Origin of the sequence: Stenotrophomonas sp. AS1 (assembly GCF_048957655.1) — a bacterium.
GTDB classification, from domain to species: Bacteria; Pseudomonadota; Gammaproteobacteria; order Xanthomonadales; family Xanthomonadaceae; genus Stenotrophomonas; species Stenotrophomonas bentonitica_A.
In genome coordinates this window covers 119,236-134,351 of the sequence record NZ_JARVXM010000010.1, presented here as the reverse complement: position 1 = coordinate 134,351, position 15,116 = coordinate 119,236, and the positions used below count along the sequence as shown (strand labels likewise).

11 protein-coding genes are annotated in these 15,116 nt (G+C 68.5%); 5 read left to right on the top strand and 6 right to left on the bottom strand.

Features of this window, described 5'->3' with window-relative positions:
• Positions 1-23 precede the first annotated feature (23 nt).
• Together PV764_RS19515 and PV764_RS19510 are read left to right on the top strand one after the other, a co-directional pair.
• Complete coding sequence (locus tag PV764_RS19515) at positions 24-1,448, top strand: diguanylate cyclase (protein WP_266084853.1); 1,425 nt, start codon at positions 24-26, stop codon at positions 1,446-1,448.
• 127 nt (positions 1,449-1,575) lie between these two features.
• Positions 1,576-2,709 carry a metallophosphoesterase gene (locus PV764_RS19510; protein ID WP_421117350.1) on the top strand — a complete coding sequence of 378 codons (1,134 nt, stop codon included), beginning with the start codon at positions 1,576-1,578 and terminating at the stop codon, positions 2,707-2,709.
• A gap of 32 nt (positions 2,710-2,741) precedes the next feature.
• Here PV764_RS19510 and PV764_RS19505 read toward each other — a convergent pair whose 3' ends face one another.
• From PV764_RS19505 to PV764_RS19490, 4 genes are all read right to left on the bottom strand, one after another.
• The gene (locus tag PV764_RS19505; RefSeq protein ID WP_046272084.1) at positions 2,742-3,017 is read right to left on the bottom strand and encodes a hypothetical protein; all 276 of its coding nucleotides are present in this window, start codon (positions 3,015-3,017) and stop codon (positions 2,742-2,744) included.
• Positions 3,018-3,086: 69 nt separating this feature from the next.
• Positions 3,087-5,777, bottom strand: coding sequence for a protein kinase domain-containing protein (locus tag PV764_RS19500; RefSeq protein ID WP_421117347.1), 2,691 nt, complete (start codon positions 5,775-5,777; stop codon positions 3,087-3,089).
• Positions 5,774-6,376, bottom strand: a complete 603-nt coding sequence (locus PV764_RS19495) for an ECF-type sigma factor (RefSeq protein WP_266084856.1) — start codon at positions 6,374-6,376, stop codon at positions 5,774-5,776. Before PV764_RS19495 ends, PV764_RS19500 begins: the two co-directional genes overlap by 4 nt.
• 112 nt (positions 6,377-6,488) lie before the next feature.
• Positions 6,489-8,462, bottom strand: coding sequence for an oleate hydratase (locus PV764_RS19490; RefSeq protein WP_421117345.1), 1,974 nt, complete (start codon positions 8,460-8,462; stop codon positions 6,489-6,491).
• Between the two features lie 222 nt (positions 8,463-8,684).
• On the opposite strand from PV764_RS19490, the gene PV764_RS19485 reads away from it, so the two are divergent.
• The 3 genes from PV764_RS19485 to PV764_RS19475 all read left to right on the top strand — a co-directional run bounded on the left by PV764_RS19485 (position 8,685) and on the right by PV764_RS19475 (position 12,861).
• On the top strand, positions 8,685-9,071 hold the full coding sequence (locus PV764_RS19485; protein ID WP_019184470.1) for a BlaI/MecI/CopY family transcriptional regulator: 387 nt from the start codon (positions 8,685-8,687) through the stop codon (positions 9,069-9,071).
• Complete coding sequence (locus PV764_RS19480; RefSeq protein ID WP_421117343.1) at positions 9,068-10,570, top strand: peptidoglycan DD-metalloendopeptidase family protein; 1,503 nt, start codon at positions 9,068-9,070, stop codon at positions 10,568-10,570. Before PV764_RS19485 ends, PV764_RS19480 begins: the two co-directional genes overlap by 4 nt.
• Before the next feature lie 116 nt (positions 10,571-10,686).
• Complete coding sequence (locus PV764_RS19475) at positions 10,687-12,861, top strand: TonB-dependent receptor (RefSeq protein WP_080341431.1); 2,175 nt, start codon at positions 10,687-10,689, stop codon at positions 12,859-12,861.
• A 6-nt stretch (positions 12,862-12,867) separates the two neighbouring features.
• On the opposite strand, the gene PV764_RS19470 is transcribed toward PV764_RS19475, so the two are convergent.
• Together PV764_RS19470 and PV764_RS19465 are read right to left on the bottom strand one after the other, a co-directional pair.
• Positions 12,868-14,001: an acyl-CoA desaturase gene (locus tag PV764_RS19470; protein WP_046272090.1), complete on the bottom strand. Its 1,134-nt coding sequence runs from the start codon at positions 13,999-14,001 to the stop codon at positions 12,868-12,870.
• Positions 14,002-14,003: 2 nt separating this feature from the next.
• On the bottom strand, positions 14,004-15,077 hold the full coding sequence (locus tag PV764_RS19465; RefSeq protein ID WP_421117341.1) for a ferredoxin reductase: 1,074 nt from the start codon (positions 15,075-15,077) through the stop codon (positions 14,004-14,006).
• Between the last annotated feature and the right edge of the window lie 39 nt (positions 15,078-15,116).

Here is a 15,116-nt window from a genome sequence, read left to right as displayed (position 1 = left end):
GCCTGTGTGGCGGGAAGACAATCGTGCATAACGTTCCAAATCTTGATGAGGCCAGCCAACCGCTGGCGCTGGCCTGGGCCGATACGCTGGCGCGGACGCCGGCGGCGGCGGCGACACTGCTGGCTGGCCTGTCGGCGGAGAGCCCGCCCGGGCTGGCCCACCATTTCTACGACGTGCTGCTCGAAGACCCGCGCGCCAGCCGCTTCCTCTCGCACGACCAGGTGCGGCTGCGGCTGAAACCGGCGATGCAGCGCTGGCTGCAGCAGATTCTCACCGCTACCCCGGACAGCATCAACGCGCTGGTCGCCGCCCAGCGCGTGATCGGTGACGTGCATGCCCGCGTGGGCATTCCGGTGGATCTGGTGGCCCGCGGTGCGCGTGTACTCAAGCATCGCCTGTTCGACCGCATCATCGCGCAGGCCGACGAAAGCGCGACCGCCTTCGCGGCGATCCACTGCCTCAGCGCCTCGATGGACATCGCGCTGGAAGGCATGACGCTGGCGTATACGCATGCACGCGAGCGTTCCTCGCGGACGGATGCGGCTTACCGCCTGTTCTCGCTGGTGCAGAACGTCAGCACCGAGCGCGAACGGCAGCGTGCCCTGCTGCTGGATTGGGAAAACGCCCTGCTCTATGCGATGGCCAGCCAGAATGCCGAGGCCGAGCTCACCGGGCTGGCCCAGTCCGAGTTCGGCCTGTGGTTTACCCACAAGGGCATTCCCAGCTTCGGCGAAAGCAGCGAAACCGGCCAGGTCGGCGCGCTGGTGGCCGCGGTCGATACACAGCTGCAGGAAGCCTTGGCGCATGCTGATTTCGCGGCGCGCTTCGGCGCATTGCAGGGGATCCGCGAGCGGCTGGCGCAGATCCGCACGCTGATGGGCATGTTGTTCGAACGGATCGGTGAGCTCGATGCCGGCAGCGATGCCCTGACCAACCTGCTCAACCGCCGCTTCCTGCCAACCGTGCTGCGCCGGGAGATCGAACTGGCCAATTCCACGCAGACACCGTTCTCGGTGTTGCTGCTGGATCTGGATCACTTCAAGGCCATCAACGACGCGCACGGACACGATGGGGGCGACCGCGCCCTGCAGCACGTGGCCGCCCTGCTCGGCCAGCTCACCCGCGGCAGCGACTACCTGTTCCGTTATGGCGGGGAGGAGTTCGTGGTGGTGCTGGTCGCCGCGACTGCCGCGCAGGCCGAGGTGATCGCCGAGAACCTGCGCAAGCACATCGCGCAGAGCCCGGTACAGCTGGCCAACGGCCACAGCTTGTCGTTGACCACCAGCATCGGCGTGGCCGCACACGATGGCCACCCCGATTACGAGCGGCTGATGGCACGCGCCGATGCAGCGATGTACCAGGCCAAGAAGCGGGGCCGTGACCAGGTGGTAGTGGCTACCGACGCACTCCCCGACGCCCCGGGCCGGCAGGCCCTGCAGCGCGGGTGATCCCCCGGCGCGGATGCCGCCCCCTCATCCGCCTGTTGCGGCAAGGGTGGCTGACCAATGGCGCATGCCTGGCGTGCCCGGTGCGGCGTAGCATCGCGATACTGCCGTCCGCTACAGGAACCTCCCGATGTCGATCCGCCGCGCCCTGACCCGCCCTGCTCTGCTGCTGCTCCAGTCGGCGCTGCTGATCACACCGATGCTGGCCACCGCACGCGAGGTGGCGGCGCCAGCCGAGCACGTCGATGCCGATGGTCCCTATGTGTTCCGTACCGCCACGGGGCTGGAGGCAGCCTGGGTGTGCAAGGACCATGTGATCCGCCGCGAGCTGCCGGCAGGCGAACAGGCCACGATGGTCGCGCCCGAATGCGGCTATCCGCACCCGCTGAGCGTGCTGCCACCGCGCACGGCGGAGGTCGCGCGCTTCCCGGCCACGCCACGGATCGTCGCGCTATCGGACATCCATGGCCAGTACGGCCTGCTGGTGAAACTGCTGCGGGCCCATCACGTGATCGACAACGACGACCGCTGGTCGCTGGGTGATGCCACGCTGGTGGTGGCCGGGGATGTCTTCGATCGCGGCCCGGAGGTCACCGAGGCGTTCTGGCTGCTGTACAGCCTGCAGCAGCAGGCCGCAGCGGCCGGCGGTGCGGTGCACTTCGTGCTCGGCAACCACGAGACGATGGTGCTCTACAACGACCTGCGCTATGTCAATCCGAAGTACCTCAAGAGCGCGCAGCTGCTGGGCCGTTCCTATCCCGCGCTGTATGGGCCGGATTCGACCATCGGCCAGTGGCTGCGCACCCGTCCGGTGCTGCTGCGCATCGGCGATACCCTGTTCCTGCACGGCGGCATCGCCCCGGAGAACCTGGACCTGGTGCGCAACATGGAGGCCACCAATGCCGGCTACCAGACGGCGGTCGGTCTGCCGAAGGAGCAGGTCAAGGCTGCACCGGACACCGCTCGCCTGTTCGATGGCAAGACCAGCCCGATCTGGTACCGCGGCTACTTCGATGGCCGCATGGACACCGCCCAGGTCGAGGCCCTTCTCAAACAGCTCGATCTCACCCGCATCGTGGTCGGCCACACCTCGATGCCGCATGTCAGCAGCTTCCACGGCGACCGCATCATCGCCATCGACAGCAGCATCAAGAACGGTGAGAACGGCGAACTGCTGTTCATCGAGAACGGCGCGCTGAGCCGCGGCCTGCTCGATGGCTCGCGGGTGCCGCTGGCCGAAGGCAGGATGGGCGAGAGCGACTGACCGGGCTTCGCCTGCCGGTCAGCCCGTCCGCGTCAGCGCGGCTTGTAGATGCGCGAGACCATCCAGCCACCGTGGCTGCGGAAGCGGCCGCTGTCGCCGGTCAGGGCGAAGCGAAGCGCGACCACCGCGGCGCGCCCCCGCGAACAATGCCAGTCGCGCGCTTTGCCGTAGGCCTTGCGGAACGCACGGAACGGGCCGCGTGCCTGCGTGATGTCCAGCTCGGCGTCATGGAGGTCCATGGCGTCGGCCGGGGCTGCCGGCGGAGGCGCGGCAGTGCGGCTGGCATCGGGATGGAGATGGTCTGACATGGCTTCCCTTCGATCAACGAGGCCCGGAATCGGCCCCCTGATCGATAAACCGTGAAAACCATCACAAACCTATCGCGTCCCGGCCAGATCCTGCGCATGGCCGCCGTCGAGGCGTTGTTCCAGCACGGTGATGCGGCCGAGGAACTCCGACGTCGGCGCCAGTTCCTGCAGGTGCGGCCGGGCCCGGGCGATCTGGGCGCGGGCCCCGGCGGCATCGCCGTTGGCGTACATGGCCTCGGCCAGCGGGATGCGCCATTTGGCGGTGGCCGTGGAATCGGCGCCGTAGAAGCCGGTGAACGTCTCGACGAGTTGCGCCGACAGCGGTACCGCCGCAGGATCGCCACGGCGCTGGGCCAGCAGCGCCTGCTGCATCTGCAGGCGCAGTTGCAGCCACGGTGGCAGGCTGGGATGGTCCTGGCCGAATGTGGCAAGGGCACGGGCGGCCTCGGCCAGTTGCCCGGCACGGGTCAGCCATTCGATCTCGACCAGGCGCAGTACCAGCAGCTGGGGCGACTCGGGCGGCAGCTCGCGTCGCCACAGGGCGGCCACCTGCTGCAGCGGTGCCTGCGCCTCGGCCGTGCGATCGGTGCGCAACAGCAACCGGGCCAGCACCATCTCCACGTCGAGTGTGTCGGCGTGCCCGGGCCCGAGCAGCGCCCGATAGCGCGCCAGCGCGGCGCGGTAGTTCTGCTCGGCCCGCGCATAGTCGCCGCGCGCTTCCTCCATCAGCCCATGCGCGTACTGCTTGACCGCGTAGGCGCGGCTGTCCACGCCATCGACGGCGGCGCTGGTCTGCAGGCTGTTGCGAAAGTGCTGATCTGCGGCCTGGTAACGGCCCAGGTCCAGGTACTGGCCCGCCAGCGCGGCTTCGGCCGAGGCGGTGTAGCTGCTGCCTGCGCCGAACATCTGCCGGGTCAGCGCGAAGCCGCGCTCGGCCAGTGCCAGCGCTTCATCGATACGACCCTGGTTGAGCAGGGTCGAGGACAGCGCGCGGAGGACCCGCTGGTACTCCGCCCCCTGCACACCCTGTTCGCGGGATGCCTCGGCCATGGCCTGGCGCAGGATCGCTTCGGCCTTGTCCAGCTCGCCCTGGCTGCGGTACAGATCGCCCAGGTTGGCCATCGTGGCCAGGGCGCCGCGCTGCAGCGGTGCACGGTTGCCGCCCCGGCTCAACGCCAGTGCGGCGCGGAAGGACTGCTCTGCGGCAGTCGGCTGCTCCAGCCGCGCCTGGGCCAGGCCGCGGGCGTTCAAGGCCTTCAGTCGTACCACCGGATCATCGTCCTGCTCCAGCAGCGCCAGTGCGTGCCCGGCACTGGCCAGCGCCTCCTTTTCCTGCCCCGCGCTGAGCAGCTGCACAGCCAGGCTGGCGCGCGCGTCGGCGATCTCGTGCGGCGCGGCGCCGGTGCGCACCAGGCCATCGACACTGTCGCGCAGCAGGGTCTGCGCATCGAGGGGTTGACCAAGATTCTGGTAGGCGCGCCCCAGCGCGGCCTGCATGCGTGCGCGCAGCGCGGGCGACACGGTACGGTCATGCGCGAGCCGGCGTGCACCCAGATCGAGAACCTCGCGCGCGGTCATCGGCGTGCCGTTGCGCAGGCCCGGATCGGCTGCGTCGAACGCGGCCACCAGCACATCGGCGATGCCTGCCGCGGCGGCCGCATTCTGTTCGGCCTGGTGGCGCGCCTCGCTCAGCCGCAGCACGAAGGCCAGCACCATCACTGCCACCAGCGCGACGATCACACTGGCGCGCCATTGCCGCCGCAGCAGCAGGCGCGCGCGATGCCAACGGCCTGGCCGCCGCGCACGCACCGGCCGATGGGCCAGATGCCGTTCAACATCCTCGGCCAGCGCTTCGGCGGAGGCATAACGTTCGGCCGGATCCGTGGCACGGGCCTTGCTGGCCACCGCCAGCAGGTCGGCAGGCACCCTGCGCACCGGTGGCGGTGTGGGCTGCAGCAGCTGCTCCAGCATCACGCCAAGACTGTAGACATCGCCCACCACGCTGGCTGGGCGCCCCGCCAGCCGCTCGGGGCTGGCATAGGCCGGAGTAAGGAATGGCGCGCTATCTTCGGCGTCACCCAGCAGATGCGCGATGCCGAAATCCAGCAACACCGGCTGGCCGTCGGCCCGCACCAGCACATTGCCGGGCTTGAGGTCGCAATGCACCACCGACTGCGAATGCGCGGCCTGCACCGCGCGGCAGATCTGCACGAACAGCCGCAGGCGGGCGGCCAGGTCCAGCGTGTCGCAGGCCCGATCCAGCGGCTCGCCCGGTACGTGTTCCATCACCAGAAAAGGCTGCCCGCCCTCGGCCACGCCAACGTCGTAGAGCCGGGCGATATGCGGATGCTGCAGATCGGCCAGGATCTGGCTTTCACTGGCCAGCCGGGTGGCCAACAGCGGATCGTAGGCCCGGCGCATCAACTTGATCGCCACTTCGCGCCGGTACAGCGCATCGGCGCGCTCGGCCAGGAACACCACGCCCATCCCGCCAACGGCGAGCAGGCGGCTCAACCGCCACGGCCCCAGCCGCTGCCCGACCAGTGCGGCTGGATCGTCCATCGCGGCCATCACCGCCGCCAGCGCCTGCTCGATACCGCCCAGGTCTGCCGTCTGCGCACGCAGAAGCTGCAGGGTTTCGTCGATCGTGGCCGGGTCGTCACAGAGCTCATACAGGGCCGGACGCCAACGCGCCTCGGGCAGGTCACAGACCGCGTCGAACAGCCCGCGCACGCTCTGCCAGTGACCGGCCTCACTCATGCGCGCGTGGCCGGTCCGGCCAGGTGGCGGTTCAACCACGCCTTGGCGAACCGCAGGTCGCGATCGACCGTGGGTACCGAGACATCCAGCGCCAGGGCGATCTCTTCGCGGCCCATCCCGCCGAAATACATCCATTCCACCGTACGGGCGGCACGTTCATCCAGTCGTGCGAGTGCTTCCAGCGCGCGATTGAGCGCCAACACCTCCAAGGCGTCATGGTCCGTGCTGGCTTCCCGATCGACATGGGACAGGGTCAGGTTGACCACGCCACCGCCGCGTTTGGAGGCGGCCATCGCGCGCGCGTGGTCGACCAGGACGCTGCGCATCTTCAGGGCCGCCAGGGAAAGGAAGTGGACACGGTCGCGGTAACCGACCTCGCCATCGATCATCCGCATCAGCGCTTCGTGCACCAGCACCGTCGGCTGCAGCACGCCATCCTGGGGCGTGCCCAGGCGCGCCACGGCCATGCCACGCAGCTGCGTATACAGCAGTGCAAGCAGCTGATCGCGAGCGGCGATGTCGTGCTGCTCGCTCCAGCGGCGCAGCAGGCGGGTGACATCCTGGCGTTCGGCCGCAGGCGGTGTCGCATCAAAAGGCATGTGGGGCGGGTCCGTGCATCACAGCAGGCGATCAGCCTGCAGTATCGCCGATCCCCCTCCGCATGCAGAGGGGGCCGCGGTGATCCCCGGTCACCGCGGCACCGGAACCGGCCTACTTCCCGCGCTTGGACAGAGTCTCGCGCAGCGTTTCCAGCTGCGTGGAGAGATCCTTCAGCGCGCTGCTGCCCTTGCCGACCAGCCAGGACATTTCCTCTTCGACGAAACCGCTACGGCTGCGTTCGGTGTCCGGCAGCGGCGGCAGGATGTGCGCGAAGTAGGTCTTGTCCAGCACGCGCCGGAGCAGCCGCTCACCGGGGAAGGGCTCGTTGTTGTTGAGCGCACGCGCGGCCTTGACCAGGTTGCGGATGTCGTACTGGGTCGGGCTCAGGTCCGGCACCTGCTTGGGCAGGTCCAGCAGCGTATACACCGCCACCCGCGCGGTACGCACCGAGCTTTCCATGGTGAACACCACATCGTTGCGGGTCTCCACGAACTGGCCGAGCAGGCCCAGGTTGGTACAGCCCCTGGGCACGACGTGTGGGCGATCACCGGCAGCGCGCGGCATGAACTGCGCGGTGATGTACGGCATCAGCGCGGTGCGCACCTTGGTGTTGGCAGCGATCTCGTCAAGCTGGTGGACGATGCCCAGGTGGTAGCACAGCTCGGCCAGGATCTCGCGGCCGGTACAGGCCGGCATCGGCTTGGCCACGTGGTTGCCGTTCTGGTCCATCAGCAGCGCATACACCCACACCACCAGCACGTCCTTGGGCTGATCGACGAAGTGCGGCTGGCGGTTCACGGTGAAGCTCAGCACCCAGTTGGAGTCGGTGAAGGTGATCACACCGCCGGTCACGGTCCTGCCCGAGTATGGGTCGTTGACCGAGAGCGCCTTGATCTTGTCCACCAGCGGCGAGGGCCGGCAGGTCAGCGTGGCCGACTCCCACATCGAGCGGTCGATATCGCCATGGAATTTCGCCGGCTTGCCGAAGATCGGCGACTGCGCGGCGAGGTTGTGCCACAGCGCCCAGTCACTGTCCTGCCCGGGCGTTTCGCGGGGGCGCTTCAGCACCGGTACCGTGTCCATGTCGCCGTAGGCGGTGCCCTCGGTCATCGAGCCGGTCAGCGCGAACACCAGATCGCCCTGCGCAACCGGCAACAGGGTGTCGTTGCCCTCCACGCGGCAGCGCAGGCCGATGACGGTACGCGTCTCCCCCTCCACGCGCATGTCCAGGTCATATACCCGGGTGCCGAAGGTGACCTGCACACCCTGCTCGCGCAGCATCTTCACCAGCGGTTTGACGAAGCTTTCGTACTGGTTGTACTTCGGGAACACCAGCGCGGACATGTCGTTCAATCCGTCGATGGCGTCCAGGAACCGGTGCATGTAGAGCTTCATCTCCAGCAGACTCTGCCAGTTCTCGAAGGCGAACATCGAGCGCCAGAAGAACCAGAAATTGCTCTGCAGGAAGCCGTCGCTGAAGTAGTCCTCGATGGTCACATCGTCGAGGTCTTCCTTGCGCTTGAGCATGAGCTTGACCAATTCCCACTGCTGCGGCTTGCTCAGCCCGAACGTGGAGAAATCCTGGATCTTCCCCTGCTGGTGCATCAGCCGGGCCTTGGAGTAGTTCGGGTCGTTGTCGTTCACCGCCCGGTACTCGTCGAGTACGCTGTAGCCGGCGGGCAGCTCCAGCGCCGGCACATCCTGGAACAGATCCCAGAAGTTGTCGTAGTTCCAGTTCATTTCGCGCCCGCCGCGAACGAGATAACCCTGCTCGGGGTCGCCGGCGCCATCGAGCGAGCCGCCTTCGATGTCCAGGCTGTCGATCAGGGTGATGTTGCCTGCGGGCATGCCGCCATCGCGGATGAGGTAGAACGCGGCGGCCAGGCCGGCGATGCCGGTGCCGATGATCCACGCCTTGCGTGTCGCCACCCCCTCCGGTGCCACCGGGCGGTTGCGCATGTAGGCGCCCATCATGTCCGGCGGCGGCAGCGTGTTCTCCGGCCGGTTGGACCAGTAACCACCCGTTGCGTCGGGTTCCTTGTCGATCACCGTCGCGGTGTGCACGTTCTTTTCCTCGGCAGCCATATCTCCACTCCTTATTCGATGGACCCACGGAAGGCACCGGATGACCCGGCGCCCGGCAGCACGGCTTCCCTACCGCTCGCGGCCCCCTCCTGGCACCGCGCTGCACACCACGATGGTACGCACCCCACCTGTGACGGCATTGATCCGCATCAATGCCCTTGCGGTTGCATTCCGTGCGACAGATGTCGCACACTTGCGACACTCCGCCAAACCGGGATTCCCATGTCCGCGCTGCCTACCCCCTCCAACGCCGAGCTCGAACTGCTCAAGGCACTGTGGCGCCAGGGCGCCTGCAGCGCGCGCGAAGTGCACAACGGCGCCGTGGCCGCGCTCGACTGGTCCTATTCCTCCACGCGCAAGACGCTGGAACGGATGGTCGACAAGGGACTGGTCGAAGAAACCGTCGAGCACGGGTTGAACATGTACCGCGCCCGGGTCGGCAAGGTCGCCACGCTGGCCGCCCTCAGCACCGACTTCGCGCGCCGGGTGCTGGAAATCGATGGCGCATTGCCGGCCCAAGCGTTCGCCGACAGCCGCTTGCTCAGCGAACAGGAGCTGCAGCAGCTCGACGCGCTGCTGCGTGCACCTGCCAAGGACGACCAGGCATGAGCCTGACGCTGGGATTCTGGGCGGTGCAGGCCGCGGGCGCCCTCGCCGCTGGCGGGCTGGCCTGGGTTGCCGGACAACGCCTCCACCGCCACCTGGGCCTGTCCCACGCGGCCTATGGCTACTGGCTGGGGCTGTGGTTGCTGGCGGTGATGCCCGTGCTGCTGTCGACGCTGGTGGCGCTGTGGGTGCCCGCACCGCTTGTCGCGCTGCCGCCCGTGCTGACGATGCCGCTGCCGGTCGCGTTGGACCTGGGAGACGCCGGCACCGCCGGCGGCGTTGCGGCGACCTCCCCCTGGGTACGTCCTTCCACCGCCATGCTGCTGGCGGCGCTGTATTTCGCCGGCCTGGGCGTCGCCTTGCTGCGCGTGGCCTACGGCATGCGGGCCACGGCCCGGCTGTGCCGCGCCACGACCCCGATCACGCCCGCAGACTGGCCGGGACCGCGCAGCCGTGCCTGCGCGCAGCGGCTGATGTCGGCCGGCGTTGTCTGTCGCGTCAGCGCAATGCCAATGAGCCCGTTCGCAGTGCGCTGGCCACGACCGATGATCGTGCTGCCCCGGTCGGCCCTGGCACACCTGGAGGACCGTGCGTTGAGCCTGATCCTCGGCCATGAAGCAGCGCACCTGGTGCGCCGCGATCCGCAGCGCGCGGGTCTGATGGCGGTGATCAACGCCCTGCTGTGGTTCAACCCGTTCCTGCCCCGCCTCACCGCACGCGTGCAGCTGGCGGCAGAACTGCGCTGCGATGCGCGGGCACTCGCAGACGATGCCCAGGGCGGGCGCGAGTTCGCCACCGCCTATGTGCGCACGCTGCGCCTGTCCGCCGCCGCCCACACGCCTGCCCAGGCACTGACCCACCGCGATCTGGCCGGCCATGAAATCCGCATCCGCCACATGCTGCATGGCGATGCCGCGCGGCCGCTGGCACGATCACGGCGCGTGATGCTGCTGGGCAGCGCGCTGCTGGTCGGGAGTCTGCTGATGGTGATGCAGGCGAGTACGGCGCGGCCGCTGCCGGATCCTGCCGCCGGCAATGCGCCGCCTGCGGCCTCGATGACGCATGCCGTACTGCCCCTGCCATTGCCACCGTTGCGCCAGCGCTCCAGCGAGATACGTTTCCAGGCGCCGCTGGAGACACCGCGGGTCACCGGTCACTTCGGCGACACCGGCAGCATCCGGCAGCGGCCGCACCGCGGCACCGATTTCGGTGCACGCTCCGGCACGCCCGTGCTGGCCCCCGCCGACGGGCGCGTCGTCGCGGCCACGACTGCCTACCCGGACGGTCCCCAGTACGGCACGGTGGTGGTGATCGATCACGGCCAAGGCTGGCAGACGCTGTATGCGCACCTGCAGGGCACCGATGTCGTGGTCGGGCAGCAGGTGCAGGCCGGCGAGCAGATCGCCCGCGTCGGCAGCACCGGACGCGTGACCGGTCCGCACCTGCACCTGGAAATGCTCCGCAACGGCGAGCGCGTCGACCCGCAGGCGCATCTGCCATGACCGGCTGACCGCTCCCCCCACACATCCGCCCCTCCGCTGCATTTCGTTTTCCTGGCCACAGGAGGGGCGCGTGTTGCCCCGCGAAATGCCCCCTGCCCTCCTGCACGGACCGCCCCATGTCACCCACGTTTCGCACCGTACTTGCCCTGACTCCGCTGTGTGCCGCGTTCTCCAGCGCTGCACAGTCACTGCCCGCACCGCAGGCACCGCCGCCCACTGAACTGGAGACCGTGCAGGTGCAGGGCACCGTGTACGACGCACGCCGCGAGGACACCGCCACCCGGATCGTGGTCGGCGCTGAAGCGCTGCGCCAGTACGGCGACATCGGCCTGGTGGATGCGCTCAAACGCCTGCCCGGCATTACCGTCGGCACGGGTGCGCCCGGCCGCAGCGGCACGCTGTCACTGCGGGGGTTGGGTGCGGGCTATACCCAGATCCTGCTCAACGGCCAGAAAGCGCCCGCCGGGTTCGACCTGGACTCGCTCACGCCGGAGATGGTCGAGCGCGTGGAGATCATCCGCGCACCCACCGCCGACCAGCGCGCCGAAGCGATCGCCGGCTCGATCAACATCGTGCTGGCCGCAGGCGCGCGCAAGGACAGCGGGCAGCTGTCGGTGGCCTGGGGCAACAGCAATGGCCGGAACACGCCCTCGGTCAGCTGGCAGCGCAACCGGCGCGCCGACCACCGCAGCAGCGCGATCACGGCGACCGCATCGCGCCGCGAGTTCCTGGTCGAGGAAACCGGTACCGAGCGTGCATGGAATCGGCAGGGAATACCAACCACCCTGCGTGACACCTCCCTGCGCGCCAGCGGAAACCGCGATGTGCTGTCACTGGCCCCCAGCCTTGAAGCGACGCTGGAGAACGGGGATACCTTCGCGCTGCAGGGCTTCGCCGATGCGAGCCGGTTCAACCGCATCACCGACATCGACTGGGCCACCACGCTCGGCGCCCCACTGCAGACCACCCGCTATCAACAACGCACGCGCATCGACGTGACGCAGGCCAATGGCAGCATGACGTGGACGCGGGCGTTCGAACGGGGCGGCACGTTCACCACCAAACTGCGCCTGGGCGGCAACCGCGAGCGCTACACCTATCGGGAACAGGGCCAGGCAGCGGATGGGCGACAGAACCTGGAGGACCACACCGACGCGCGGTTGACCGTGGGCGATCTGAACAGCAGTGGCAAGTACACGCTGCCCGCCCGCGGGCGGCATGCGCTGCAGCTCGGCTGGGAGGGCAGCGAGGATCGCCGCGATGAAGCACGCGTGCAGCAGCTGTTGCCTGTCCACGAGGGCGACATGTTGGCGATCAGCGATCTGGCTTTCGACGCGCGCATCCGTCGCCTGGCGCTGTACGTGCAGGATGACATTTCACTGAGCGAGCGCTGGTCCCTCTATGCCGGCGCACGCTGGGAACAGATCGATACCCGCAGTGACGGCAGCAGCTTCAGCGGCATCCAGCGCCGTGACCAGGTGCTCTCACCGGTGTTGCAGTCACTCTGGAAAATGCCCGGCACCCGGGGCGACCAGCTGCGCGTCGCGCTGACCCGCACCTATCGCTCGCCTACGCTGGCCTCGCTGATCCCGCGCCCGTACACCTCGACCAACAACCGCCCGCTCAACCCCGACGAACGCGGCAACCCGGCGCTGCGGCCCGAACTGGCGACCGGCGTGGACCTGTCCTACGAAACCTACGGCAAGGACGGCGCGCAGCTCAGCATCGGCGGTTATGCGCGCCGGATCAGCGAGGTGATCCGCACTGAAACACATCTGCAGGACGGTCGCTGGGTGGCCACGCCGGTCAACGGCGGCACCGCGATGACCTGGGGGCTGGAGATGGATACGGCATTCCGTCTGCCGCAGCTGATCGCAGGCGCGCCGGCCGTGGCGGTGCGTTTCAATGCGACCGCCAACGATTCGCGCGTGGATGATGTGCCCGGTCCGGACAACCGTCTTGATGAGCAGGTGCGCTTCAGCGGCACCCTGGGCGCGGACTACGAGATCCGCACCGGCTGGACGGTCGGCGGCAGTTACACCTACCGCACCGGCGGCACGGTACAGGTCAGCCCCGGCCAGTTCGAGATCAGTGCGTACGGGCGCGAGTTGGACCTGTACTCGCTGTGGTCGCTGCGCGCAGGCAGCAAGCTGCGGCTGAGCCTCAACAACGCGCTGCACCGGGCGCTGCACACTGGGCAGGAGCGGGTCAGCGAAGACGGTACCGAGCAGCTGCGGCGCCAGCGCAGGGCATCGCCACTGCTGCGCCTTCAGCTGGAACTGCCGCTCTAGCCGGGCTCAGCCGGGCTGTCGGCTGGCCTCACCCACCGCCGGCAGTGCCCGTGCGCGGCCGGGCTTGCTCGGGAAGGCATGGCGCACGATCCGCCACATCACTTGGCCGAACTGCCGCGGCAGCGAACCGGTGTTGTAGTGCTGGCCGTAGCGCGCGCAGATGTCCTTCACGTCCACGGCGATCGCGGCATAGCGGTTGGCCGGGATGTCCGGGTAGAAGTGGTGCTCGATCTGGTGGCTGAGGTTGCCCGACATGACATTCATCAGCTTGCCGCCGGTAAGGTTGGACGAGCCGCGCAGCTGGCGCAGGTACCAGTGGCCGCGGCTTTCATCGCGCACGCATTCCTTCGGGAAGGTCTCCGCGTCGGCGGTGAAGTGGCCGCAGAAGATGATCACGTAGGTCCACACGTTGCGGATCAGGTTGGCGGCCACATTGCCCAGCAGCACCGGCAGGAAGAACGGGCCGGCCAGCGCCGGGAACAGCAGGTAGTCCTTGAACATCTGCTTGCCCATCTTGCGGCCGACTGGACGGAACTGCGCGCCCAGCTGACGCAGCGTCATCTTGCCGGCGAACACGCGACCCAGGCGCAGGTCCTGTATCGCGATGCCCCATTCGAACAGCAGCGCGAACACCACCGCCACCACCGGCTGCATCAGGTAGAACGGGCGCCAGCGCTGCTCGGGGAAGATCCGCAGCAGGCCGTAGCCGATATCGTCGTCCAGCCCGCGTACGTTGGTGTAGGTGTGGTGGCGGAAGTTGTGGGTCTTGCGCCAGTTGTCGGCGGTGCCGACGATGTCCCACTCATAGGTGCTGCCCTGCAGCTGCGGATCGCCCATCCAGTCGTACTGGCCGTGGATGACGTTGTGCGCCAGCTCCATGTTTTCCAGGATCTTGGACAGCGCCAGCATCACCACGCCGGCGATCCATGCCGGAATCAGCACGCTGTGTACGAACGCCCCCAGGAACAGCAGCGCGCGGCCAGCCACGCCGGTCCAGCGCACCGCCGCGACGACGCGGCGGATATAGCGCGCATCGCGCGCACCCAGCGTGGCCAGATGGCGCGCCCGCAGGGCATCGAGTTCATCGCCGAAGGCCTGCAGTTCGGCCGGGGACAGCGCGCGGTTGTGCACGGAAGACATGGTCACAGCTCCAGGATCAGGTCGGTGCTGGCGCTGTTCACGCACAGCTTCACTTGCGTGGCCGGTTCGGCCGCGTGTTCACCGGTGAGGGTGTGGCGGGTAACGCCGGACACCTTGCCGCAGACGCAGGTATTGCAGATGCCCATCCGGCAGCCACTGGCCGGGCGCAGCCCTTCGGCTTCCAGCGCCTGCAGCAGCGAGGTGCCGCGCGGCAAGGAGAGCGTGCGGCCGCTGCGGCGCAGCTCGACCTGCACCGTGCCGCTCTCGGCCTCGGGCAGGACCGGCGGGGTAAACGCTTCGGACTGCAGCGAGGCGACCTGGCCGTGCAGGCGCGCCTGCGCCGCTTCGACGAAGCCGCCCGGGCCGCATACCAGCGCACGGGCGCCGCTCAGATCGCCCAGGGTGTCCAACGCGAACGCATCGACCCGCGAGGCAGGCGCCGCCGGATCGCGGGTCAACGCGATGTGCAGCGTGAACGACGGATGGCGTGCCGCGAGGGCGGTCAGCTCATCGGCAAAACACACTTCCTCGCGGCGGCGTGCCCAGTACACCAGGTCCACCTGGCCGGGCATCCCGGCGCCATCAAGCTGGCGCAGCAGCGCGCGCATCGGGGTGATGCCGCTGCCAGCGGCCAACAGCAGCAGGCGTTCGCTGGAGGGCGTCGGCAAGGTCATCTCACCGAACGCCTGGCCGAGTTCGAACACCTCACCGATCGCCGCGGCACCGGCCAGATGCTGGCTGACCGCGCCGCCGGCAATCGCCTTGACGGTAATGGCCAGCCGCCCATCGGCCAACACGGTCGGGCTGTAGCTGCGCGACAGGCGGCGCCCGTCGACCTCCACGCCGAGGGTCACGTGCTGGCCCGGCAGCAGGCCGCGGAAATGGCGGTTGGGCGTGAGCACCAGGGTTACCGCATCCGCGCTCTCGGCCGTGCGCGACACCAGCCGGGCCAACGGGCGGCGCAAGGTCCACAGCGGATGCAGGCGGGTGCCCCAGAAGTCGAACAGCTCCTCGGAGACCCAGCGGCGGGGGCTGGCGGCGTGACGGCGGGCGGCAATGCGCGGGACGGTGCTCATGCTGTGCACTATACGGCCGAGCATACGACTGTGTATACA